The 24,621-nt window shown below is 55.2% G+C and carries 15 protein-coding genes and 3 pseudogenes; 10 read left to right on the forward strand and 8 right to left on the reverse strand.

The window, feature by feature from the left end:
* Positions 1-37: 37 nt before the first annotated feature.
* The 3 genes from folD to EXZ61_RS09755 form a co-directional block, all read right to left on the reverse strand.
* On the reverse strand, positions 38-907 hold the full coding sequence (gene folD / locus EXZ61_RS09745; RefSeq protein ID WP_142811335.1) for a bifunctional methylenetetrahydrofolate dehydrogenase/methenyltetrahydrofolate cyclohydrolase FolD: 870 nt from the start codon (positions 905-907) through the stop codon (positions 38-40).
* 74 nt (positions 908-981) lie between these two features.
* Complete coding sequence (locus tag EXZ61_RS09750) at positions 982-1,611, reverse strand: response regulator transcription factor (RefSeq protein WP_142811336.1); 630 nt, start codon at positions 1,609-1,611, stop codon at positions 982-984.
* 17 nt (positions 1,612-1,628) lie between these two features.
* Positions 1,629-4,163 carry a PAS domain-containing sensor histidine kinase gene (locus EXZ61_RS09755; RefSeq protein ID WP_142811338.1) on the reverse strand — a complete coding sequence of 845 codons (2,535 nt, stop codon included), beginning with the start codon at positions 4,161-4,163 and terminating at the stop codon, positions 1,629-1,631.
* A gap of 177 nt (positions 4,164-4,340) precedes the next feature.
* Between EXZ61_RS09755 and aceE the strand changes: the two genes are divergently transcribed.
* The 9 genes and pseudogenes from aceE to EXZ61_RS09800 all read left to right on the forward strand — a co-directional run bounded on the left by aceE (position 4,341) and on the right by EXZ61_RS09800 (position 18,123).
* Positions 4,341-7,040, forward strand: coding sequence for a pyruvate dehydrogenase (acetyl-transferring), homodimeric type (gene aceE, locus EXZ61_RS09760; RefSeq protein ID WP_142811340.1), 2,700 nt, complete (start codon positions 4,341-4,343; stop codon positions 7,038-7,040).
* A gap of 16 nt (positions 7,041-7,056) precedes the next feature.
* Complete coding sequence (gene aceF / locus EXZ61_RS09765) at positions 7,057-8,721, forward strand: dihydrolipoyllysine-residue acetyltransferase (protein WP_142811342.1); 1,665 nt, start codon at positions 7,057-7,059, stop codon at positions 8,719-8,721.
* Positions 8,722-8,730: 9 nt separating this feature from the next.
* Complete coding sequence (gene lpdA / locus EXZ61_RS09770; RefSeq protein ID WP_142811344.1) at positions 8,731-10,587, forward strand: dihydrolipoyl dehydrogenase; 1,857 nt, start codon at positions 8,731-8,733, stop codon at positions 10,585-10,587.
* Positions 10,588-10,895: 308 nt separating this feature from the next.
* On the forward strand, positions 10,896-11,120 hold the full coding sequence (locus EXZ61_RS09775; RefSeq protein WP_142811346.1) for a type II toxin-antitoxin system VapC family toxin: 225 nt from the start codon (positions 10,896-10,898) through the stop codon (positions 11,118-11,120).
* Positions 11,121-11,260: 140 nt separating this feature from the next.
* Entirely contained in the window at positions 11,261-12,808 is a 1,548-nt protein-coding gene (locus tag EXZ61_RS09780) for a hypothetical protein (protein WP_142811348.1), read from the forward strand.
* 98 nt (positions 12,809-12,906) lie between these two features.
* Complete coding sequence (locus tag EXZ61_RS09785; protein ID WP_142811350.1) at positions 12,907-13,584, forward strand: SH3 domain-containing C40 family peptidase; 678 nt, start codon at positions 12,907-12,909, stop codon at positions 13,582-13,584.
* Complete coding sequence (locus EXZ61_RS09790; protein ID WP_168224732.1) at positions 13,581-14,588, forward strand: patatin-like phospholipase family protein; 1,008 nt, start codon at positions 13,581-13,583, stop codon at positions 14,586-14,588. The genes EXZ61_RS09785 and EXZ61_RS09790 overlap by 4 nt, the downstream gene beginning before the upstream one ends.
* Positions 14,589-14,755: 167 nt before the next feature.
* The gene (locus EXZ61_RS09795) at positions 14,756-16,939 is read left to right on the forward strand and encodes a type VI secretion system Vgr family protein (RefSeq protein WP_201799124.1); all 2,184 of its coding nucleotides are present in this window, start codon (positions 14,756-14,758) and stop codon (positions 16,937-16,939) included.
* Positions 16,940-16,981: 42 nt separating this feature from the next.
* Positions 16,982-18,123, forward strand: a pseudogene (locus tag EXZ61_RS09800) (IS3 family transposase).
* Positions 18,124-18,683: 560 nt separating this feature from the next.
* On the opposite strand, the gene EXZ61_RS09805 reads toward EXZ61_RS09800, so the two are convergent.
* The 5 genes and pseudogenes from EXZ61_RS09805 to EXZ61_RS22155 form a co-directional block, all read right to left on the reverse strand.
* Positions 18,684-19,580: a glycosyltransferase family 2 protein gene (locus EXZ61_RS09805; RefSeq protein WP_142811354.1), complete on the reverse strand. Its 897-nt coding sequence runs from the start codon at positions 19,578-19,580 to the stop codon at positions 18,684-18,686.
* 122 nt (positions 19,581-19,702) lie between these two features.
* Positions 19,703-20,572: a glycosyltransferase family 2 protein gene (locus EXZ61_RS09810; RefSeq protein ID WP_142811356.1), complete on the reverse strand. Its 870-nt coding sequence runs from the start codon at positions 20,570-20,572 to the stop codon at positions 19,703-19,705.
* Positions 20,573-20,852: 280 nt separating this feature from the next.
* Positions 20,853-21,083: pseudogene (locus EXZ61_RS09815) on the reverse strand (DDE-type integrase/transposase/recombinase); the annotation flags it as partial.
* Between the two features lie 42 nt (positions 21,084-21,125).
* A protein-coding gene (locus tag EXZ61_RS09820; RefSeq protein WP_142811358.1) for an IS3 family transposase occupies positions 21,126-22,213 on the reverse strand; the annotation gives its coding sequence in 2 pieces (ribosomal slippage) (positions 21,126-21,961 and positions 21,961-22,213; 1,089 coding nt in all).
* A gap of 61 nt (positions 22,214-22,274) precedes the next feature.
* Positions 22,275-22,811 (reverse strand): annotated as a pseudogene (locus tag EXZ61_RS22155) (IS3 family transposase); the annotation flags it as partial.
* A 505-nt stretch (positions 22,812-23,316) separates the two neighbouring features.
* On the opposite strand from EXZ61_RS22155, the gene EXZ61_RS09830 reads away from it, so the two are divergent.
* Positions 23,317-24,609: a hypothetical protein gene (locus tag EXZ61_RS09830; RefSeq protein WP_142811360.1), complete on the forward strand. Its 1,293-nt coding sequence runs from the start codon at positions 23,317-23,319 to the stop codon at positions 24,607-24,609.
* The last annotated feature ends 12 nt before the right edge of the window (positions 24,610-24,621 follow it).

The following is a 24,621-nucleotide window of genomic DNA, read 5'->3' on the forward strand; positions in this document are numbered from 1 at the left end:
AAGCGATGGGCACAGGCCAGAGGGAAAACAGCGCGTATCAGCGGCTTGCAGCAGCCAGTTCAGCCGCTTGCAAGGTGTTCACCAAAAGCATGGTAATGGTCATAGGACCCACGCCGCCGGGCACGGGGGTGATGTAACTGGCGACGGTGCGCACTCCTTCAAAGTCCACGTCGCCGCAAAGCTTGCCTTCATCATTGCGGTTCATGCCCACATCAATCACCACGGCACCTGGCTTGACCATATCGGCCGTCAGCACATTGCGTTTGCCCACGGCAGCAACAATCACATCGGCTTGCAAGGTCATGGCTTTCAGGTCGGTGGTGGCGCTGTGGCAAACGGTTACGGTGGCGTTTTTCTGGAGCAGCATCAAAGCCATGGGTTTGCCCACAATATTGCTGCGTCCGATGACCACCGCGTGTTTGCCGCGCAGGTCGTAGCCAATGCTTTCCAACATCTTCATGCAGCCATAGGGGGTGCAGGGCCAAAAGCCTGGCTGGCCTACCATAAGCGCGCCTGCGCTGGCCACGTGAAAACCGTCCACGTCTTTGGAGGGAGAAATAGCTTCGATCACTTTGTGTGCATCAATGTGCGCAGGCAAGGGCAGCTGCACCAAAATGCCTTGAATGCTGGCGTCTGCGTTAAGTGCATCAATGCGCGTTAGCAGTTCACTCTCAGTCATGGTGGCGGGGTAGCGCTCTAGCACCGAGTGCAAGCCGCTGTCGCTGCAGGCCTTGACCTTGTTGCGCACATACACCTGAGACGCTGGGTTGTCGCCCACCAACACCACAGCCAAACCTGGAGTGACGCCCTTTGCTTTAAGGGCCTGGGTGCGGGCAAATACATCGGCACGGAGTTGGGCTGCGAGTGCGTTGCCGTCGATGGTTTGGGCGAGAGTGGGTGTTGTCATAGTCGATTAAAGTAAAAACGCCCACAATTCGAAGAATGGCGGGCGTAGCTTGCTATCTAAAAAGTAGCGTTTTCTTAGGCGGCTTTCGGTGCGTTTTGACCCAAGGCGATCTTCAGTAGGTCAGCAACGGTATTGGCGCTGAGCTTTTCCATAATGTTGGCGCGATGCGCTTCCACCGTTTTGATGCTGATGCCCAAGTCATCCGCGATTTGCTTGTTGAGGCGGCCCGCCACAATACGTTCCAGCACTTGGGCTTCCCGCATGGTGAGCTTGGACAGCAAGGCGTCACGGCTGGCTGACAGCTGGTGCTCAGCGAATGAGCCCTTGGCTTGTTCCAACATGCGCTCGACCAGCGAGGCCAATTGGTCTTCGTTGAAAGGCTTTTGGATAAAGTCCATCGCGCCTTTTTTCATGGTGTCCACTGCCATAGGCACGTCGCCGTGGCCGGTAATAAACACGATAGGCAGCGGTGAGCGGCTCTCAATCAGGCGGTTCTGCAGTTCAAGGCCAGTCATGCCGCCCATGCGAATGTCCACAATCAGGCAGGCCACTTCACGTGCGTCGTAGCGGCTCAGAAACGATTCTGCAGAATCAAAACAGCGCACACGGTAGTCTTTGCCTTCAAGCAGCCATTGCAGCGAATCACGCACGGCTTCGTCGTCATCAACCACGTAGACAGTGCCTTTTTTAGGAATCAAGCTCATTGATGGAGTCCAAGAAATTATTTGCTGATACGCGGAATTCTTATCGAGTCCGGACTGGCTTCGGACAGCGGAATCCAGAAAGAAAACCGGCATCCCGTGACCACATTGCCATTGTAGATGTTCTCAGCAGTCATTCTTCCCATGTGCGATTCAACGATGGAGCGGCATAGCGAGAGGCCGATGCCCATGCCGTCCGCCTTGGTGGAGAAAAAGGCTTCATACAAGCGCGCCATGACCTCGGGGGCAATGCCTTTTCCGGTGTCTTGTACGGAGAATTCAATCACGGGCTTGTCATCCACACGACGTGGAACTACGCGCAACTCCACCACCCGCTGCGCCGTTTGCCGCAAGGCCATATCAATCGATTCTGCTGCATTGCGCAGTAGGTTGACCAGCACTTGCTCAATCAATATAGGGTCTACCAAGAGCTGGGGCAGGCGGGCCGCCACGTAGTGGTTCAGGCGCACATTGAAGCGGCGTAGCTCAATTTCTGCCAGTTCCACTGCTTCTGCCACCATGGTGGCTACTTCGGCATTGGTGCGGTTGGGCTCACTGCGTTTCACAAAGGAGCGTATGCGTTGAATGATTTGGCCTGCGCGGTGCGCCTGCTTGGCGGTTTTTTCCAAGGCGCCCAAGAGCTCTTCTTCAGTGATTTGCTTGGCTTTGATGCGCGACACCATGCCGTTGCAGTAGTTGTTGATCGCGGTCAGTGGTTGGTTGAGTTCATGCGCCACGCTAGAAGCCATTTCACCCATGGTGATCATGCGACTGGCAGTTTGTGCGCGCTCGGCTTGGGTGGCTGCTTGTTCTTCTGCTAAGCGCCTGGAGGTAATGTCTGTGGCGATCACCATTTGCGCTAATCGTCCGTCTACCCAGCTGAGGTAACGAGTACGCACTTCCATCCACTTCCCCAAGGCGGCGATGAAAATCTCGGCGCGCTCCGCTTCTGTTTCTGACAGCGCAGTGGTAGGGAGGCCTGCAAATGCATCGACCTCATCGCGTGATTCGTCATTGGGTTGTGCGGCTGGCACGCCGGCTTCGGCCACCAACTGCAAATGTCCGTCAGCGCGGATGCCAAACCATTGGCGGTAGAGCTTGTTGGCGAATAGGAGCTCGTCACTCCCCAACGGAGCAACTGAGATAGAGGCATCCAATGCCTCCAGTACCGTCGTGAAGCGCTGGTGGGCGGCAGTGAGCTGCTCTCTTACGCGGTTGGGCTCAGTGATGTCGGTCATTGAGGTCATCCAACCGGTCTGTACGCCGTTGGCATCAATCAAGGGTGAGAGATACAAACGTGCTTCAAACTTGGAGCGGTCACGCCTCTGCACGCTCACCTGAAATCCGCCAGCGGTATTGTTGCCTGTCATTTCCTCTTCTAACCGAGCGGCCAGGTGTTCGCGGTCACCTTCCGGCCAATAGGGGAAGGGGGCGGTTCGGCCCACCAAGTCAGACTCTGACCACCCGGTCATCTGGCAAAACGCCGCATTCACATACGTGATGCGGCCTTGCAAGTCCATCGCTCGCATCCCGGTCAGCATGGAGTTTTCCATGGCCCGGCGGAAGGTGGTTTCTTGTATCAAGGCTTGTTGTGCTTGCAAGCGACGGCGGCTATGGCGCCAGTTGGCAATCAACATCCAAGCTGTCATCACGCTTAGTGCGGTGACGAGCCAAAAAAGGCCACTGCTGACGACGCTCATCGAAGCTCGGTACGCTTGGGCCCGCATTACCAAACCGTCTCCGACGGGGGATACGGGCATGGTGTACTCGTTGCTAGGGGCCGCCCAGGGCAAGAACTTACTCACTACTTTCTTGGTGGGGATGGAGGAGCCTGCAATCAGGGCACCTTTGCCGTCCAGCAGTGAAACAGCGTACCGGGCAGACATTTCAGAAGGCACTCCATAGCGGTAAAGGCCATCTACGGAATATTCCACCAATAGCACCCCCACAAACCGGCCTTTATCTACCAAGGGAACATGGAGTTGCAGCAATGGAGTGAATTCTCCGTTGCGAACTTGTTGGATATAGATCGGTAAGGCAGTGTCTCTTGCTTGCAGAAAACCACTTTCGGTATCTGAGCGCTTGCTGTTTTCTTGCGCCGTAATTAACTGGCTGGCGGCGTTGATCGCGGTCCCACTGCTGACTTTGACGCGTCGACGTTCATCGATCCACGCAACGCCTTGGACCTCGGGGTATTGGTTGAGCATGTACTCCACGCGGGTTTTGAACTCCGCCACGCTGAGCTCTCTGTTAGCCAATTCGCGAGCCACACGCATGAATTGTTCTTGGCGTTCAAGCAAACGCAAACGCAGCCTTTGTTGGCTGTACTCCACGTCCCGTTGTACCGCTTCTTGTTCACGGTCCATTTCCTCGATACGCAAGTAGCCAAGGGCAGCCACGATGGCGATGAAAAACAACATGACCGCGACCAAGGGTGCAAGCATTGCAAAACGGTCTTGGCGCACCGGGGTGAGTCGTTTCCACCAAGCACGCGCGCGTCCGATGGTGGTGAGAGAGAGTTGGTTGGGCAAAGTGCTCAATTGTGGCAAGGGCATGTTCTGAGTTTAGGGCTTGCCGCTGGTTTGCCAGCTATAGAAACAAACTCTCACCAATGTAATAATCCACATTATGAAATGACAAAGCACTTGTTGAAATTTCGAGAAATCTATGAGAAACTTAGAGGTACAGTACTAGATTCGTTTAGGCCCTTCGAAAACAACCAGGAGACATGAATGTCAGCAGTTCCCCAGAACCCAGCTAGCGCCGTTGATGCGGATAGCCAGGAAACCCGTGAATGGATGGACGCGCTGTCCGCAGTCATCGAAAGTGAGGGCCCTGAGCGCGCGCATTACTTGCTGGAGCAATTGTTGGAACACGCTCGCCAACAAAGCATTGACATGCCGTTCTCCGCGAACACTGGCTATGTCAATACCATTGAGGTTGATCAAGAAGAGCGCTGCCCCGGCAATCTGGAACTAGAAGGGCGTCTGCGCGCCTACATGCGTTGGAACGCCATGGCCATGGTCGTCAAGGCCAATCGCCATCACCCCGTAGATGGTGGTGATTTGGGTGGACACATCGGTTCGTTTGCCTCGCTGGCCCATATGTTTGGTGCTGGCTTTAACCATTTCTGGCATGCGGAGAGCGAAAACCACGGTGGCGATTGCCTCTACATCCAAGGGCACGTGTCCCCCGGCGTTTACGCCCGTGCCTACCTAGAAGGCCGCTTGACCGAAGAGCAGTTGCTCCACTTCCGTCAAGAAGTCGACGGCAAGGGTCTGTCCAGCTACCCACATCCCAAGTTGATGCCCGAGTTCTGGCAGTTCCCCACGGTGTCCATGGGCTTAGGTCCATTGATGGCGATCTATCAGGCGCGCTTCTTGAAATACCTGCACGCCCGTGGCATTGCCAATACCGAAAACCGCAAGGTGTGGGTGTTCTGCGGCGACGGCGAGATGGATGAAGTGGAATCCTTGGGCGCCATTGGTTTGGCAGCCCGTGAAAACTTGGACAACCTCATTTTCGTGGTGAACTGCAACTTGCAGCGCTTGGACGGACCTGTGCGTGGCAATGGCAAGATCGTGCAAGAGCTAGAAGGCGAGTTTCGCGGTGCGGGTTGGAACGTGATTAAGCTTTTGTGGGGCAGCCAGTGGGACCCTCTCTTGGCCCGCGACAAAGACGGTGCGCTCAAGAAGGTCATGATGGAAACGCTGGATGGCGACTACCAAGCCATGAAGGCCAACGACGGCGCTTACGTGCGCAAGCATTTCTTTGGCAAAGATCCACGCACCGCCGAGATGGTCGCCAAGATGAGCGACGACGACATCTGGGCGCTGCGCCGCGGTGGTCACGACGCCCAAAAGGTGTATGCCGCTTACGCTGCTGCCGTCAAGCACAAAGGCCAACCCACCGTGTTGCTTATCAAGACCGTCAAAGGTTTTGGCATGGGCAAGAGCGGTGAGGGCAAAAACAATGTGCACCAGACCAAAAAGCTCACGGACGAAGACATCAAAGCCTTCCGCGACCGCTTCAACATTCCGGTGCCCGATAGCCAAATCGCCAGCTTGCCTTTCTACAAGCCTGCTGAAGACACGCCTGAAATGAAGTATTTGCACGAGCGCCGCAAGGCCTTGGGCGGCTACTTGCCACATCGCCGCACCAAGAGCGACGAGAGCTTCACCGTTCCGGCGCTGGACAGCTTCAAGTCTGTGATGGAAGCCACTCCCGAAGGGCGTGAAATCTCGACCACACAAGCGTATGTGCGCTTCTTGACCCAGTTGCTGCGCGACCAAGCCTTGGGCCCACGCGTGGTGCCCATTTTGGTAGACGAGGCGCGTACTTTTGGCATGGAAGGCTTGTTCCGCCAAGTGGGCATCTACAACCCAGCGGGTCAGCAGTACACCCCGGTCGACAAAGACCAGGTCATGTACTACAAGGAAGACAAGGCCGGACAGATCCTGCAAGAAGGTATCAATGAAGCCGGCGGCATGAGCAGCTGGATCGCAGCTGCCACCAGCTACAGCACGAACAACCGGATCATGATCCCGTTCTACGTGTACTACTCCATGTTCGGCTTCCAACGTATTGGCGACTTGGCATGGGCTGCTGGCGACATGCAAGCGCGCGGCTTCTTGTTGGGTGGCACGTCTGGCCGTACCACGCTTAACGGCGAAGGCCTGCAACACGAAGACGGCCACAGCCACATCTTGGCAGGCACTATTCCAAACTGCGTGAGCTACGACCCTACGTTTGCCCACGAAGTTGGCGTCATCTTGCACCATGGTTTGAAGCGCATGGTCGAGAAGCAAGACAATGTGTATTACTACCTCACGCTCTTGAACGAAAACTACGCCATGCCCGGCCTCACACCCGGCACCGAAGAGCAAATCATCAAGGGTATGTATTTGTGCAAAGAGGGTGCCAAGCTCACCCCACGTGTGCAGCTCTTGGGCTCGGGCACAATTTTGCGCGAGAGCATTGCGGCGCAAGAGTTGCTGGAAAAAGACTGGGGCGTTGCCGCCAACGTTTGGAGCTGCCCAAGCTTTAACGAGTTGACCCGCGACGGCCAAGACGCTGAGCGTTACAACCTCTTGCACCCCGCTGACGCACCGCGTACTTCCTTCGTGGCGCAGCAGCTGGAAAAGCACACCGGTCCCGTCATTGCATCTACCGACTACATGAAGAATTACGCGGAGCAAATTCGCCCCTTCATCCCCAAGGGCCGCACCTACAAAGTGTTGGGCACCGACGGCTTTGGCCGCAGCGACTTCCGCTCCAAGTTGCGCGAGCACTTCGAAGTGAACCGCCATTTCATCGTGGTAGCCGCATTGAAGGCACTCAGCGAAGAAGGCACTGTGCCAGTGAGCAAAGTGGTAGAAGCCATTGCCAAGTACGGCATCAAGACCGACAAGGTCAACCCCCTTAACGCTTAAGTCGGAGACAAGCAACATGGCAATGATTGAAATTTTTGTGCCCGACATCGGCGACTTTGATGAGGTCACTGTGATCGAGTTCATGGTGAAAGTTGGCGACACCGTCAAGGCGGACCAGTCTTTGATCACCGTGGAGTCCGATAAGGCCTCTATGGAGATCCCCTCCAGCGCAGCTGGTGTGGTGAAAGAGATCAAGGTCAAGATGGGTGATAAGGTGAAGCAAGGCTCGCTGGTCTTGATGCTGGAAGTGGCTGGTGCTGCGGAGGTAAAAACGGCTGTTGCGCCCGCCGCAGCAGCGCAGGTTGCTCCTGCTTCTGTAGCGCCTGTGCCCCTGGCGGCAGCTGCCCCAATCGCGGTGGCCGGCCCAGTGGATGTGCGCGTCCCCGATATCGGCGACTTTAAAGACGTGGCGGTGATCGAACTCATGGTCAAGGTGGGAGACACCGTCAAGTTGGAGCAAAGCTTGCTCACCGTGGAGAGCGACAAAGCCTCTATGGAAATTCCGTCCAGCGCGGCTGGTGTGGTGAAAGAAATCAAAGCCAAAGTGGGCGATAAGGTCAACGTTGGCGACCTCGTCTTGGTGCTCGAAGGCGTTGCTGGTGCCGCACCAGCGCCTGCGGCCGCTCCCGCAGCGGTAGCTGCTGCACCAGCTACTCCTGCAGCAGCTCAGGCTTCTGTGGCCGCTGCCGCAGCAGCACCTGCCGCTGTGGCTGTGCCCGCGCATGCGCCCGGTGGTACCACCCTCGGTTTGCCCCATGCATCCCCATCCGTGCGCAAGTTCGCCCGCGAGCTGGGCGTGCCTTTGAACGAAGTCAAGGGTTCTGGCCTCAAGGGCCGTATCACCGAGGCGGACGTGCAAGGCTTCACCCGCTCTGTGATGAGCGGTGCGGTGCAAACGCTGGCCATTGCGGCGCAAGCCAAGGCGTCCGGCAGCAACGACGGCGCCGGCTTGGGATTAATCCCTTGGCCGAAGGTCGACTTTGCCAAGTTCGGCCCCATCGAGCGCAAGGAACTGTCTCGCATCAAGAAGATCAGCGGTGCCAACTTGCTGCGCAACGCGGTCATGATCCCGGCCGTCACCAACCACGACGACGCCGACATCACCGACCTCGAAGCCTTCCGCGTCTCTACCAACAAAGAGAACGAGAAGTCGGGTATCAAAGTCACCATGCTGGCCTTCCTGATCAAGGCCTGCGTGGCGGCGCTCAAGAAGTTCCCCGAGTTCAACAGCTCGCTGGACGGCGATGCGCTGATCTACAAGCAGTACTACCACATCGGTTTTGCGGCCGACACGCCTAACGGCTTGGTGGTGCCTGTGATCAAAGACGCCGACAAGAAAGGCATCTTCCAGATCAGCACCGAGATGGGTGAGCTGGCCAAGAAGGCTAGAGATGGCAAGCTCGGCCCCGCCGACATGAGTGGCGCGACCTTCACCATCTCTTCACTGGGTGGTATCGGTGGCCGCTACTTCACGCCCATCATCAACGCGCCTGAAGTCGCCATCCTCGGCGTCTGCAAGAGCCAGATGGAACCCGTATGGGACGGCAAGGCCTTCCAGCCACGCCTGATGTTGCCCTTGTCGCTGACCTGGGACCACCGCGTGATCGACGGCGCAGCTGCGGCGCGCTTCAACGTCTACCTGGGCCAGATCCTGGGTGACTTCCGCCGCGTGCTGCTCTAAGGAACCTATATGGCAATCGTAGAAATCAAAGTTCCTGATATTGGTGACTTCGACGAAGTCACCGTCATTGAGTTGATGGTCAAGCCCGGCGACACCATCAAGGCCGACCAATCTTTGATCACCGTGGAAAGCGACAAAGCGTCCATGGAAATTCCATCGTCCCAAGCGGGGGTGGTCAAAGAACTTAAGGTCAAGCTAGGTGACAAGGTCAAGCAAGGCTCTGTAGTGTTGATGTTGGAAGGTGCTGCGGCAGCTTCAGCTGAAAAACTGGCTGCAGCGCCCGCTGTATCTGCGCCCGCAGCTCCTGTTTCTGTAGCGGCTTCCGCTGCTTCGGCCCCTGTGGCCAGCAGCTTCGGCGGCAATGCGGACCTGGAGTGCGACCTGGTTGTCATCGGTGGCGGCCCCGGCGGTTACTCGGCAGCGTTCCGTGCGGCTGACTTGGGCCTCAAGGTCATCATGGTCGAGCGTTATGCCACCCTGGGCGGTGTGTGCTTAAACGTGGGTTGCATCCCCTCCAAGGCCTTGTTGCACGTGGCAGCCGTCATGGACGAGGTCAGCCACATGGCCGACCTGGGTGTGGACTTCGGTGCCCCCGTGGTCAACATCGACAAGCTGCGTGGCCACAAAGAAAAGGTCATCGGCAAGTTGACTGGTGGCTTGGCTGCCATGGCCAAGATGCGCAAAGTCACTACCGTGCGCGGTTACGGCAACTTTGTGGGTGCCAACCACCTGGAAGTGGAAGAAACCAGCGGCACAGCCCAAGAGAAGACTGGCAGCAAAAAGGTCATCGCCTTCAAGCGCGCCATCATCGCAGCCGGCTCGCAAGCCGTGCGTTTGCCTTTTATGCCCAACGACCCACGCGTCGTGGACTCTACCGGCGCCTTGGCGCTCAAGGAAGTGCCCAAGCGCATGTTGATTTTGGGCGGCGGCATCATCGGCCTGGAAATGGGCACCGTCTACAGCACGCTGGGCGCGCGCCTGGACGTGGTGGAAATGATGGACGGACTGATGCAGGGCGCCGACCGCGACCTGGTCAAGATCTGGCAGAAGATGAACGCCAAGCGCTTCGACAACATCATGCTCAAGACCAAGACCGTGTCTGCACGCGCCTTGCCTGAAGGCATTGAAGTGACGTTTGCGGCGATGGAAGAGGGCGAGGCTGGAGGCAACGCAAGCGTTGCGGCCCCCGCACCGCAGGTGTACGACTTGGTACTGCAAGCCGTGGGCCGCACGCCCAATGGCAAGAAGATCAGCGCCGAGAAGGCGGGTGTGGCGGTGACCGACCGTGGCTTCATCAACGTCGACATCCAGATGCGCACCAACGTGCCACACATCTTCGCCATCGGTGACATCGTGGGCCAGCCCATGCTGGCGCACAAGGCGGTGCATGAAGCGCACGTAGCAGCCGAAGTGATTGCCGGTGAACTGCAAGGCAACAAAGAATTGGCTGCTGCGGCGTTCAACGCCCGCGTGATCCCAAGCGTGGCTTACACCGACCCCGAAGTGGCATGGGTGGGTCTCACCGAAGACCAGGCCAAGGCGCAAGGCATCAAAGTCAAGAAGGGCCTGTTCCCCTGGACTGCATCCGGCCGCGCGATTGCCAATGGTCGCGACGAAGGTGTTACCAAACTTTTGTTTGATGACTCCCCGGAGGCACATGGCCACGGCAAGATTCTTGGCGGCGGCATGGTCGGCACGCACGCCGGCGACATGATCGGCGAGATCGCGCTGGCCATCGAGATGGGCGCAGACGCGGTGGACATCGGCAAGACCATCCACCCCCACCCCACGCTAGGCGAAAGCATCGGCATGGCGGCGGAGATTGCACATGGTAGCTGCACGGATGTGCCGCCGCAGAAGAAATAGGCTGGCTTGAGCCACAAAGCAAAAAGCCCGAACTGGCAACGGTTCGGGCTTTTTTGTATTGCGTGTCAGTGCGACAAAGTAAACCCGCTCAGGTCTGACTCCAGTCATCAGGCGAGCCTGGCTGGGACATGGCCGCACAACCCGCGCCAGGCCTCAAGCCATCTTGCATCCCAAACCCTCGCCATTGAATGGCTGCAAACACTCAAACTGTTTGGGGAAAACGCGCTTCGAGTCTCAAAGTTTGAGTCAAACTTTGCCTCACGCGCTTGAATTTTCTATCCGGGGCTGGAGCAGTTTTAGAGGCGGAAATGCCTGCACGCGATCACTGCGTGGTGTCCAGCATCGTTCAACTGGCGCTTTACAAAGGGGCTAAAGCGCGGGGTGGGGAAGACCGCGCCGATCAGTTAGTGGCCTACACCCCAAAGTGCCATGTCGAGCCGCTGGAGATGCGCATTGCTCTGCGCGCGCCTGAGTTGCACCAAACTGCACGTTTATGTACGTTTGCCTTCATCCGCCCCTGCTTTCATTTGTAAATCTTTAGACACGATGATGGTGAAACATCGAAAAACTGAGTCTCATGACCCCGGCGGGTGATGCATGTGGGCAAAACCCTCGCTAGCCTCTAGAAGGCTTACATCGCCCAAGCAAATAACTATCTGTGGAGAACACTCTTGTGAGCACCTCTTTTGCAATGTCTGGCCGCTGGGTCTGCGTATCGTGTGTGTTGACCGTACTTGGCGGTTGCGCTCAGTTTCAGGCTGCAAGAGACGAAGGCCATCGCAAGGAGACCATTGAGCAGATCAGCCGGGTTGATCAGCACAGCAGTTACCCGGCAATGCGTCGGGACAGTTTTGAACAAGTCAACTTGTTGGAGTTGATCGACCCTGAAGGTCAATCCGTGCGGGATGGATATAGCAAGGACTGGCGACTAACGGTGACAGACGAAGTGAAGGGAAACATTGGCTTCGGCCAGCGCTACGACCTAGTCCTAAGCTGGTTTGGACGCCAGCCCGATGGGGATGATTGGAAGCGCCTGCGTCGCAACAGCGTGCAAGACAAAATCATTGCGGTCTCTACGTCCCGCTGCAATGTGTTCAAGACCTACCTACGTCGCCAACAGGTAGACGTTAACTTCACGCTGGGGTCACTCACCACAGCCGCCGGTGTTCTTGGCGCTGTTTTACCCGGTGCCGACGCATCGCGCAGCCTCGCTGGGGCCGCCGGCTTGTTCAGCGGCATACGCAGTGAATACAACCAAAGTTACTACAGCAACTTGGCAGCACACGTTATCGTGCAAGGCATTGAGCTGCGGCAAAACCGTTTGAAGAAAGAACTGGTGGAGGCCCGTCAAGGCAAAAGCATTGCCGAATACTCCATGGAAGCCGCAATCAATGACGCCATCGTGATCGACGGCAATTGCTCCGCAGTGTCAGGCTTGATCGAAGCGCAAGATTCGATCCGCGAGGTAGAAAGCCCAGGCATGCGCATGGCGGCGCGCGCTATGGCCGGAGCCAACGCGCTGAAGGAAATCCAAAACACCCCCTCGTCAAAACTAGTGGCAGACGGCACGCTGGACAAGTTGCTGGCGCTGGCGGGGAGCGACGTGCCGTCCATGTTGGTCACCTCCACCCGCACCGACTTAAATGGGAATCCCAGCCGCGCTCTTGCAAATGCGAACAGCGCCGCAGAACGTATTGGCGCTTACATTGCACAACAAGGTAGTCAGGTAGTGGGTGAATTTGAAGCCTTGCAGGAAAAAGCCAAAGAAGGCAGCCGAAGCGAACTGAAATCGTCCGAGGTCCGAAAAACCTTGGAGGCCGCAGTGAACACCAGCGTACTTGAGCCATTGACCAAGCTTCATGGCACCAAACCTGCCGTTTTGACTGCTTGCCTACAGACCTTGGTTGAACCCACAGCAGTACTGGGGGCTGCAGTTGCGAAGATGGCTCTAACCCAAGCCGACCCTGACGCGCGGATTACCGGGCAACTTGCGCTAGACAAGGCGCACGCCGAAGTTGCTGCTGCCGTTGCAAAAGTAGAGCGCGTTATTGAAAAGGCGCAAACAGAAATTGGTGCAAGAACGAAGGCAACGCTTGACGCACTCAAGGCCAAAGCCGCATCAGATAAGGGCGTCAAAGACTTGAAGCTCGGCGATGTTACTGATGCCATTAACAAACTAGGGGCACCAACAAGTTTCGGCTGCGGGACAGAAACCCCGTGAGTCAAGCTTATTAAATCAGTGCACTTGCCCACCGAATCGACTCTCTTACAACGCAAGCCAAGCAAACCCACTGAGCGTTTTATTCCAAAGGAGACTCCATGTTCACCGTCACAGTGACCCCAGACCAGCTGCACATGCGCCAAGGCGCTGGCACGGGGTTTGATTCAATAGGTTTCGTCATTCGGGGCACCGTGCTCACTTCCACAGCCATAGACAGCACAGGCACTTGGCTTCAGGTCAAAGAAGGCGGGGCAAAAGGCAAAGCCGGCTGGTGCAGCGCCCGCTATCTGCTGCCAGACGCGCCCATAGCCCCGTGGCTGGCTGTGTCCATCAAGGAGATTGGCATCAAAGAATACGCAGGCACTGACAGCAATCACCCCCGTATTCAGCTTTACCTGTCGACCGTCAACAACCTGAGCGATCTAGACAAACTGCAAGACGAAACAGCGTGGTGCAGTTGCTTCATGAACTGGTGCGTAGAGCAATGCGACCTCGTGGGCACTGATTCCGCATGGGCCAAATCGTGGGGCAATTGGCGCAGCAGCATACCTGTCGCTAGCGCCCAAACGGGAGATATCGCCGTGTTTGACCGGAGCAACGCCAATGGTGGTGGTGGCCATGTAGCCATATTCATCACATTGGATGCAGACAAGAAAAATGTGTTGGTGCTCGGTGGCAACCAATCGAATGCTGTGCGATATGCGTGGTACCCGGTGGATGGAGTGCAGCATGGCACGAAATACAAATTGTTATCTGTGCGCAGGAGTGGTATGTGACAACGAGAACTATCTTGTCCATTGACGGCGGCGGTGTGCGCGGCCTATTGTCTGCCGGTGTATTGGCGCACATCGAACAGCTACTGCGAAGCCGAAACTCGCTTGCCGAGGGTGGCATTGCTCACAACTTTGACCTGATCGTTGGTACCTCATCAGGTGCTTTGATAGGGCTGGGCTTGGCCGTAGGTAACAGTGCACAAGCGATGGTCGGCGTGTACCAGCGCCATGCGAAAAGCATTTTTTCAGCATCTTGGCTAGGCAAATGGATCAATCCGCTAGTCGGCAACAACGGTGCCACCTATAAACCTGACGGGCTGGAGCGCGTCTTGCGCGACATACTGGCCGATTACACCTTGGGACATTTGGGCTCCACCGCTATCGAAAGCCAACGCCCAGACCGTAATGCTCCTTTGTTGATGTGTACCGCCTACGACACCCAGCAGGCCACGCCACGTTTTTTCAAGAGCTGGAAACCGGCTCATCAAAATCTGCCGGCATGGCAAGTGGCCCGTGCCAGTTCAGCTGCACCCACCTACTTTCCGCCGATGACGATGACCATCAACACCGACGATCCATCTGACCCATCACCGCCAGCCACATTGATAGACGGTGGCCTGTTCGCCAACAACCCCGCTATGTCTGCGTGGGCCGAAGCCAAAAAACTGTGGCCTGAAGACGACATACTGATCTTGAGCATCGGTTCGGGCGAGCGGCAAGAAAAATACAGTGCCAACGACAAGCAGTTTTGCAACATGTTCAACCTCATCAAACCCACCTTCAATGCCATGTTTGACGGCCAAAGTGATGCGGTGGAGTATCAACTGGGCAAGCTATATGCGGACTCTGGCAACTACCTCCGCCTGCAAACTGAATTGGCACAGGCTAGCGATTCGCTGGACAACGTTGAGGCTGGAAATTTGCGAGCCCTGGAGGCTGAAGCGATGCGGCTAGTCGCTAGTCAGACTGGAGCCATTGATGCGTTTATTCAGGGAGCATGGAGATGAGTGAAGCAAGCCCAGCGCATGTGGGGCAAACGCTTTAGCGAAGTCGCCAGCCAAATCCCCCCCGACCTGCTGCAGGCCTGGGACCGCGACGTGCCCTGAGCACCCCCCCAATACGACCCTGAACGCGACCTTGAACGCAAGCCCACCCTACGCACGGAGCATCCACCATGTCAACGCCCATGCCCACCCCCAGCCTCACCACCCTCATCCCCGCAGAGCGCATCCTCACCATTAGCAGCGCCAGCCTAGAGGCCCAAGCGGGTCACGCCCAACTCCAAGCCGTGCGCTTGGAAGGCCACGAAGGCATCAACCAACTCTTTCGCTACCAACTCACCCTGCAAACCCCGGACACCCCGGTCCCGGGTGGCCTGGTAGAGCTGGACCTCCAAGCCCTCATGGGCCAGGCCATTAGCTGCCACATCCAGCTCGAAGGCATGGGCACGTTTGAGGCGGGCAGCATCGGTGGGGTCGTCAAGGGCCAACTCGCCACCCCCCACCAAGGCAGCGGAGCGCGCCAAATCAGCGCCCTCATCACCGCAGCCACCCTCGTGCAAGAATCTGCACGCCAGCGCGTCTACCAACTCACCTTGGAGCCCTGGCTGGCCCAGGCCCGGCTCAAGACCGACTGCAAAGTCTTCCAAGACATGAGCCCGGTCGACGTGATCGAACACGTGCTGGCCAACTACCCCCAACCCAGTACCAAAAGGCTCCTAGAGAGCTACCCCGTGCGCGACTACTGCGTGCAGTACAACGAAACCGACCTGCAATTCATCACCCGGCTCATGCAAGAGTGGGGCATCAACTACCACTTCGAGCACAGCGGCGAGGCCCACCGCCTCATCTGGAGCGACCACAACGGCGCCTTCCAAATCCGGCAAGAAGACCTGCAACAAAACAGCGCTGATCCCGGCCTCAACCCCTACCACACCATCCCCTACTACCCGCTGGGGCACAAGACCGACCGCGAGTACATCCACCGCTTCAGCCCGGTGCAGCGCTTGACTGCCAGCGCCTACGCCAGTGCCGACTACGACTACACCCGCCCCCAGGCCAGCCTGGCGGTGCAAGCCAGCAGCGACCATGCAGGCAATCACCCGGCCCACCAGATCTACCTCTGGAGAGGGCAGAACCAAGGAATGGGCACCAGCGCATCCACCAGCCTGGCCAGCACCGACTACAGCCAACCCAATGCAGGCGCAAACAGTGCAGCCAACCACACCGAACCCCAAGGCCAACACCTGGCTCGCTTGCGCCTGCAAGCCCTGCGCCAAGGGGCCTTGCGTGCACGGGGTGCCGGCCACATTCGCGGCATCGTGCCCGGCAGCAGCTTCACCCTGGCCGAGCACCCCCAGACCAGCGCCAACACCGAGTACATCGTCTTGCACACCACACTCGATATAGAAAACCCGAGTGAGCACAAAACAGGCAGCAACGCGGGTAAGCACGCAGGCAACAACCAAGACAACAGCGCCACCCCCCAAGGCCAGTGGCGCGTCTACACCGAATTCGAGGTCCAGCCCAGCACCATCGCCCTGCGCCCTGACCGCACACAGAGCAAACCCCTGATCCCTGGCCCCTTGAGCGCCGTGGTAGTCGGCCCCGCAGGGGCCAACCACCACACCGACTACCTCAGCCGCATCAAGGTGCACTTCCCCTGGGACCGGCACGACGCGCGCGACCAACGCAGCAGCTGCTGGGTGCGGGTGGCAAGCCCTTGGGCGGGCAACCAGTTAGGGGCCATCCACATTCCCCGCATCGGGCAAGAAGTGCTGGTGAGCTTTGAAGGCGGAGACCCGGACAAACCCATCGTGATCGCGGCTGTCTACAACCAGAACAACCAGCCGCCCTGGGAACTGCCCGGCCAACAAGCCTTAAGTGGTATGCGCAGCCGCGAACTCACCGCAGGGCAAGGCAACGCAGCTGCTGGGCGCAGCAACCATGTGCTCTTGGACGACACCGCAGAGCAAATCCAAGTGCAAGCTAAAAGCGACCACCAGCACAGCCAACTCTCACTAGGCCACATCACCCGCATAGAGAGCAGGGCAGGCCGCCAAGAACATCGGGGCGAAGGCTTTGAGCTGCGCACGGATGGACACGGCGTCCTCCGCGCCCAAGACGGCCTGCTCATCACTACCGAAGGCAGGCCCAACGCCCAAGGCCATGTCAAAGCATTGAGCGAAACCGCTGCGCGCCTGTCCCAAGCGCAAGAGCAACACCGCAGCTTGGGGAACTTGGCCGCTCAGCACCAGGCCCAAGAAGCGGGGGAGGGATCTGATCAAGGTGAAGTGGCAAGCGCACTGCAGGTGCAGAACGAGGCCATCAAGGGCCGACGTCCCCCCGGATTTGAGTAGCGCCTAAGCTTGGAGTCCAATCCCATACACAGGAGATTGGACGTGAAGAAGAGATTTATAGAGGAACAGATCATTGGCTTCCTGCGCGAAGCTGAAGCGGGCCTGGCGGTTGCCGAGCTGTGCCGCAGGCACGGCTTCTCGGAGGCCAGCTATTGCCGGTGGCGCAGCAAGTTTGGCGGCATGAAGGTGTCGGATGCCAAGCGTCTGAAGGAGCTGGAGGCGGAAAAAACTCGCCTCAAGAGGCTGCTGGCCGAATCCATGTTGGAGAACGAGGTGAAGAAAGAAGCCTTGAGAAAAAAGTGGTGAGCGCACCGGCAAGACGTGAACTGGTGCGCGACATGATCGACAAGGGACTGAGCGAGCGTCGCTCCTTTCGCATTATCGGAATGAGTGCCAGTGCATTGCGTTACGAACCCGCGTCAGACCGAAATTGCGCACTCAAGGGGAAGATCATCACCTTGGCCCAACGCCATCGCCGATATGGCTCCGGCATGATCTATCTGAAGCTGCGCCAAGCGGGCGAGATCGTCAACCACAAGCGGGTAGACCGCCTGTATGCCGAAGCCTGCTTGCAAGTGAAGAACCGCAGGCGCAAGAAGAGACCCCTGAGCGACAGGCATCCCGTGGAGAGCCCAACGGAAGCCAACCAGGTGTGGTCCATGGGTTTTGTGTTTGACCGCACGGCTGAGGGGCGCAGCATAAAGAGCCTGACGGTGGTGGATGACGCGACCCATGAAGCAGTCGCCATCGTGCCGGAACTCCCGTCGGGCGGCAACCAACTGGTGCGAATCCTGGAGCAACTTCCCAGCACCAGAGGCCTGCCCAGAGCGATCAGAACCGACAACGGCAAGGAATTCTGTAGCTGCGCCATGCTGACATGGGCCCATGCAAGCGGTGTGCAGCTGTTCCTGATTGAGCCTGGCAACCCTAACCAGAACGCATACATCGAATCATTCAACGGGCGGTTTCGTGATGAATGCTTGAACGAACACTGGTTTACCAGTCTGCAACATGCCCGCGTAATCGTGGAAGCGTGGAGAAAGGAATAAAACGACGAGACACCCATGAGATCACTGGGTGGCCTGACACCGGCAGCCTATGCAAAAACATTGATTCAAAAACTAGGTAAATTAATCCCGGACTACAAAGTCCAGTGCTACTGGAACTGGGGGGACGTCGAATAGACGATGACATCGTGTTGATGGGTGGGTAATATGATTCGCTTTGATTTTTTTATTTATGTAAGTGCGAATGATAAGAATTTTTCCAAGAAGGTTGCAGCATTCAAAGTGGATACGTTTACATCTGGGTCGACAGACTTAGATAAACACTCAGTAAAAAGCGATGCTATGCTCTGTTGCACTAATGTTTGTGAGTAGTAGTTCTCTGCTCTTCGATCTGTCGACTTTAATAAAATCTAAGGGCAGGGGGTATGTGCCGCGTTTCCAAAATATAGCTCCGTTGCTATATAAATCGTTAAATCATTGACTGTCCGGGAAGAATCGGTGTCTATTGGATAGTTTAAGTTGATGGAGTTGGCAACTTGCGTGCATAGTTCATCTAATTCGCTAGATCCGGTTAAGCACCCCTGGCCTGCGTCTGCGTAGCAGCGTTGAAGCGCATGCAGGCAAAGCGTGGTCAGAAAACTTTCATAGTTTTGATCTCTCAATGCCTCTCGCATAGTTTGAAGTATTGCTGACATTGGGTCTTTGTGCTTGATCGGAGCTGGGTGAATGTGTTCCGCTTAGTCTTGCGCGAGGTGTTTGGCAAGTACGGAGCTGATTAGGCTTTCATACGTTTGGCGACACGACACCTTGTCGTATAAATTTAGAATGATCGGCATTATTTTAGATAGCGCGGCAGCCACGTCTTTTCTTTCGTGCTCTAAGTAAGGGCACATTAATTCAGCGAGAAATGTATCTTGTACTCCATTTAATAATCCTTGGATATAAAAGCGCTTTATCTCAATATCCTTTTGAATCATCATCTGTGACTGAATCTTGCTGGTTTGCCTCGGATGAGTATGGTAGTACAGAAGTGGTTCTTCGATGTTCGCGAAGCGTTTGCCAAGTAGTGCTGCGCGACACCAGAAGGCATAATCCTCTGCCGGAGAGAACTGAGCCTCGTATCCTCCTACGTCATTGAAAAATGAACGCTTAGCCATGGTACTTGGGTGAACCATAGCGGTGTTGTAGAGCAAGCGGGTTCTTATAACTTGGTCCTCGCTAGGGTGTCGTAGGATATTTTTCGCGTTGTGTCGTTCCGTATCGACAGAGAAATATGCGATTGCACTCCCGCATATGTCAGTTTCTGGGTGTTGCTGAAGGAAATCGTACTGTTTTTCCAAGCGCGTAGGATGACAGATATCGTCATGGTCCAAGACTGCTATGTAAGGCGCATTAATTTCTTTCAAAAGTCGATTTCTTGCGCCAGATATTCCTAAGTTGGTCGAGCTATGAATTATGTTTAGGTCTATTTTGTCGGCGTAGCTTGATACGATTTGTGATGTTTCGTCTTGCGAGCAGTCATCTATGATCACGACATTGAAGTCTCGGAAAGTTTGATTCACCAGTGAGTCTAGTGTTGACCGAATCGTGGATGCTGCATTATGTACTGGCAATGCTACGGAGACCCTTAACATTTTCTGCTAGTCGTTTATATTGGTGGTGACTCGCCCTGTACCTAGCATGCTATGCATTGGTGGGGATAGCATAAGGATATTTCGGGAAAGCAGGGTCGGTGCAATCATGGTTATGTATAATTTTAATTTTGATGAGCTTGAGGTCTAGTGAACGGAACTGGAGGTAAATTAGGTAATTCGAGTTCCGCATTGATTTTTTCAACAAAGTCTCTTAAGGGTTGGCAATATCGAGTCAATGAATGATCTGCAACTGCATTTGAGTTGAAGTTATCCCACCATATTTCCTCCCGCACTGCATTTGCACTGGCATCGGCGTGACCGCTGTTTTTTTTGAACTCAAGGAAATACGAGCGGCTCTGGCAAACATAATGATTAATTTGAAACTTTTCATAGCTAGGTTCATAATCTGGCATGTAGCCCCATGTAATGGGTCTTTGTAACTCATCTACGGTACCCAGTGGTGTAGTAAATAAGTGGCTGTTACTACCAATGGATATTGTTTGCTTTCCCTTCACTAAGCTCTTGATTCTGCGCTGTGGCAGGAAGTTGGGGTCCGCTCGAAATCGGTAATTCTCGGTAATCAGTCCTGTGGGCTCTTGGATATGCCCGGAGCTACCGAAATTGCGGTTATAGACGCCTAAGCCCGAAATCGGAACTGCTTCGTATTCTTCTAAAGCGCTTGCTAGGTCAAGGTGTTGAGTCGGGAAAATGAATTCATCACCGTCTAAAAAACACATCCAGTCAACGTCATGCATAAAGTGGTCGCAAGCATGCTGGTAGGCCGCCAGCTGGACTTTGTCCTGAACAGATGCCATAACAAATGACTGAATGTCGAATTTGCTCGCTAGCTTGAGCAGCAGCTCATGTGTATCGTCGTCGCAGAGGTGCGCATAGAAGTAGAACTTGCGAAAGCCCACCAAATAATGAAAGGCAAACCACTCCACTAGCCAAGGTCCGCGGTTGCGTTGGATGCTGACCAGACCTAGTTGCATTGCTGTTTATCCCCTTTAGCATGTTTATCGTGCATGGTACGCTTGAACCCACCTCGGTTAAAGCGCGAGTCGTTGGCAAAATCATCTGTATTCCACGCGTTATCGCATGGCACTTTCTCTTTTCGTTGCGGTTGATTGAATTGCCAATGGTTTCTGAATACAGAGAAGCAAGTCGTCGCCACTGGTTGCCAATGTCAATTGCAAGGAGGCGTAGGGCTTTCCAGCGGCAGCCAACAGCTTCGGTATCGATGCAACCTTTCTCTGCGGCGCCACTCCAAGCCTTGCTGCCCACAGATGGTTTGATGCCAGCTTGATCAAGTCGCTCTATGTTGCGGATGCTCATGTACTGCGAGCCCCGATTTGCATGATGGATCAAGTCATCGGCAGCGGGCGGGCGATCCAACAGCGCTTGCTCTAACGCATTCAACACAAAGTCTGGCTGCATGCCGCGGCTGACTCGCCAGCCAACAATGCGGCGGGTAAATATATCAATCACAAAGGCCACGCATAGCGGTAATCCCCCCAATTTCCACCGCTACGAGAAGTAGAACGGTTACGCAGCCATGGCCAATCGCTGCTTTGGGGTAATGCCACCCAAGGCCATGTGGGGGCGGTCGTGATTGTATTTCCACATCCACTGGGTGGCATATATCTGAACGTCGTCCAATGTGGACCAGCTGTAGGGTGAGAGCCACTCGTATCGCAGGGTCCGATTGAACCGCTCGACGTAGGCGTTTTGTTGCGGGTTACCGGGTTGCGTGTACTGCAACTGGATTCCTCGACGTTTGGCCCATTCTTGAATCTTCAGACTGATGTATTCCGGCCCGTTGTCACTGCGGATCACCTGTGGCTTACCGCGCCAAGCAATGACCTGATCCAAGACCCGTATGATGCGCTCGGATGGCAAGGAGAAATCAATCTCAAAGGCCAGCGCTTCGCGGTTGAAATCGTCAATGACATTGAGCAGGCGAATGCTCCTGCCGTCGTCGAGCTGGTCGTGCATGAAATCCATGGACCAAACCATGTTGATGGCCTGGGGTACATGCAGCGCTTCAGGCTTCTGGCGTACCATGCGTTTGCGTGGTTTGATGCGTAGGTTGAGCTCCAGCTCCCGGTAGACCCTGTACACCCGCTTGTGGTTCCATGGAAACCCCTTGATGTTGCGCAGGTACAGAAAGCACAGGCCAAAACCCCAATTGCGGTTGTTGTCGGTCAAACGTAGTAGCCAATCGGCAATGCGCCTGTTTTCTTCATCGGTCTTGGCAACGTAGCGAAAGCACGATGGGCTCACTGTGAATATCTGACAGGCCAGCCGGATGGTGACGCCTCGTTGGGCTACGACTTCTTTGGCCATCTCACGCCTGCGAGATGGCCGGGCTACTTTTTTGCCAGGTACTCGGCAGCAATTTCGGCCTTAAGATTTTCTTCGACGTACATCTTCTTGAGGCGCCGGTTCTCCTCTTCGAGCTCTTTCATCCTAGCGATCAGGGACGTATCCATGCCGCCGAACTTGGCGCGCCACTTGTAAAAAGTCGCCGTGCTGATGCCGATCTCACGGCACAGATCAGGTACGCCCAGACCCGCTTCCACGCGCTTGTGCGCCTGCATGATCTGGCTGTCTGAAAACTTGGACTTCTTCATGTAGAAATTCTCTCCGAGAAATTCCTACTTCTGGCTCCGATGGTTCTACGGGAGGATTACCTAGCCAGCCCTGCCATGTGCTTACGTAGGTGAAGTCTGATACCCACAGCTGGTTTGGCCTGTCGGCTTTGAAGATGTCGATTGACACGGTCTAGTGGGCGTGGCGCAGAAGTGTCCGGTGTCGTAGTTCGTACCGATTTAACTCTGCGCGCGCTCTGGAAACCAAGACCACCCATTTGCCGCTCCACCGCGCAGCGGGCAACGCGTATGCCTTCTCGGTTCGTTTGCAACCAGACCGCGTCTGCGCCATATGCTTGCCAGTTGGCATGCCAAACGCGCTGTAGATCCAAGACCAGAACAGCGTCACGTTTGGCACGCAGGCTTCGCCGTTCAGGATTGCGCCGTATTGCCGCATCACGCCGGCATCAACTTTTGTGCGTTTAACCCACTCTTGGAGCGTCTCTGCTATGCGCCCAGACTTTGGCGGCTATGGACTGCACGCAAGTCCTAGTGACGCATAGTCCTGAAGGTGCTCCTGCACCAAACGTACCGCACGCTCTTGCACCGCAGGTATAAATCGGTTTGACTTCTTGTTCATGGCTCCATTCTCTCGATCTGTGGAGTCTCCTCAATTCCCGGTGCTGCTCGTGGGCCAGCGGTTCACTCGTTCGCGACAACGCGAATGACCAAGAAAAGAACTTGCCCAAACTGTCTCTTGGCCGCTAGCTTGAACTGCCCAGATAATAGAAAAGGCTCCAAGGGGCGAGAGGAAGTAGCCATGAACAAGATGTCAAATCGGTCCTTAACTATTCACCTCCCCGTGGGATACTTGAAATTATGCGGTTAGGTTTCCCATCTGCTATCTGCTATCTGCTATCTGCACATGCACATCGGCCTGCATGATCGAGAAAACGCGCGCATGTTGGTCGAGTACCGGCGAGATCAAAGATCAATGATCTCCACGTTGACACTTCCCGTTGTTGCCAGAGATCAAGCAGTGAAGCAAAACTCCTTCGTTCATAAGTTAACTCCTGATGCTTTCAAGTCTTGTGTTAGTCGAGACTCCAACGCCAAACATGCTTCATCAACATGGCAACACGGGCATGAGTGACATATTACGTTCGCTGGCAAGTTCGCTTTCTGAAAAGCGATACGAGGCGTTTCTAAATGCCCTGTGCGTGAATTCGCTGGAGCGAGCCTATGACCCGAGCGGTCAGGGTATTCTGAATGGGTCTAGTGAACTCGACAATTTTTGCTGTCAAGCGGCAGAGGCAATTGCCGCTGATTTTCCACACGGATATTCTGAAGCGGGCGGCCAACAAGACCTGACAATCTACATTGCGACCGATTTGTTTTTTGGCCGCGGAGGCCACACACCGCTGTTGCTAGATTTGATCAAGGTCGACTGTTCGACCCAGAGAGAGTTGATCCTCACCAAGACCGGATGTTTGCCAAATAGCTCAAGTTTCTCTGCGCAACTTTATGAGGCATTACCCTCGAATGTAAAGGCAAGCGAACTGCAAGCAGAAACTTTGCTCCAGAAGATTCTGATTCTTCGGGAGTATATCCATTCGAAAAATCCAAGACGATTGATACTTGTCACTCATCAGCACGATGTAGTAGCCTATTGCGCAGTTACCAGACGTTCAGCAGCGCAAATCCTTTACATTCATCACGCAGATACTTTGACCTTGGGGTTGTATATACCCTGGTACACAGTTGTCGGCACAAATGAGTTTGGGGTAAAGGCCGTTGTGAATATGACTGGCCGACCCATGTTCTGTTGGCCAGTGGCATCTTACGACCACGGTGCGCGACCTTGGCTTGAGTGGGACCAATATCAAGGGCTGAACACTTGTTCACACGGCACTCCCCGCAAGTTCGAAAGTGATGGTGATTTCGACTATGGTGATATCGTGGCTAAACGCCTGCAGATGCTTTCCGGTACGCACTTTCATATTGGCGAATTATGCAGCGAAAGACGCCAAAAGATTGAGGATAAACTCGCCATGGCGGGTGTCAATCCTTCTCGTTTTGTATATGTTGGTTCTGTACCCATACTTTGGAAATATTTGAAAAAAAGCAACATTCAATTATGTATTTCCTCATATCCTATTTGCAGCCCTAGAGGGCTTGTTGAAACAAAGGGGTGTGCTATTCCTATACTAATATTTGAGGATACTAAGAATCCCACCCGGAGTTCTGTAGCCTACGGCTATCCAGGGTGTCTGACATGGAGAAACATCGATGAACTAGATTATTTTTTTGAAAATCTCACGCCAAATATTCTTGAGGAGCAATCAAAAATAGCTCGTGCAAGTTTTGAGCTAAAGCATTCCCTGCGGAGCCTTGAAATGCACGCGAATTTATCGTCGAGCTATATTGTTCCTGAGTGAATATTGAGGATA

It is taken from the genome of Rhodoferax aquaticus, from assembly GCF_006974105.1.
In the GTDB taxonomy this organism is placed as follows: Bacteria; Pseudomonadota; Gammaproteobacteria; order Burkholderiales; family Burkholderiaceae_C; genus Allorhodoferax; species Allorhodoferax aquaticus_A.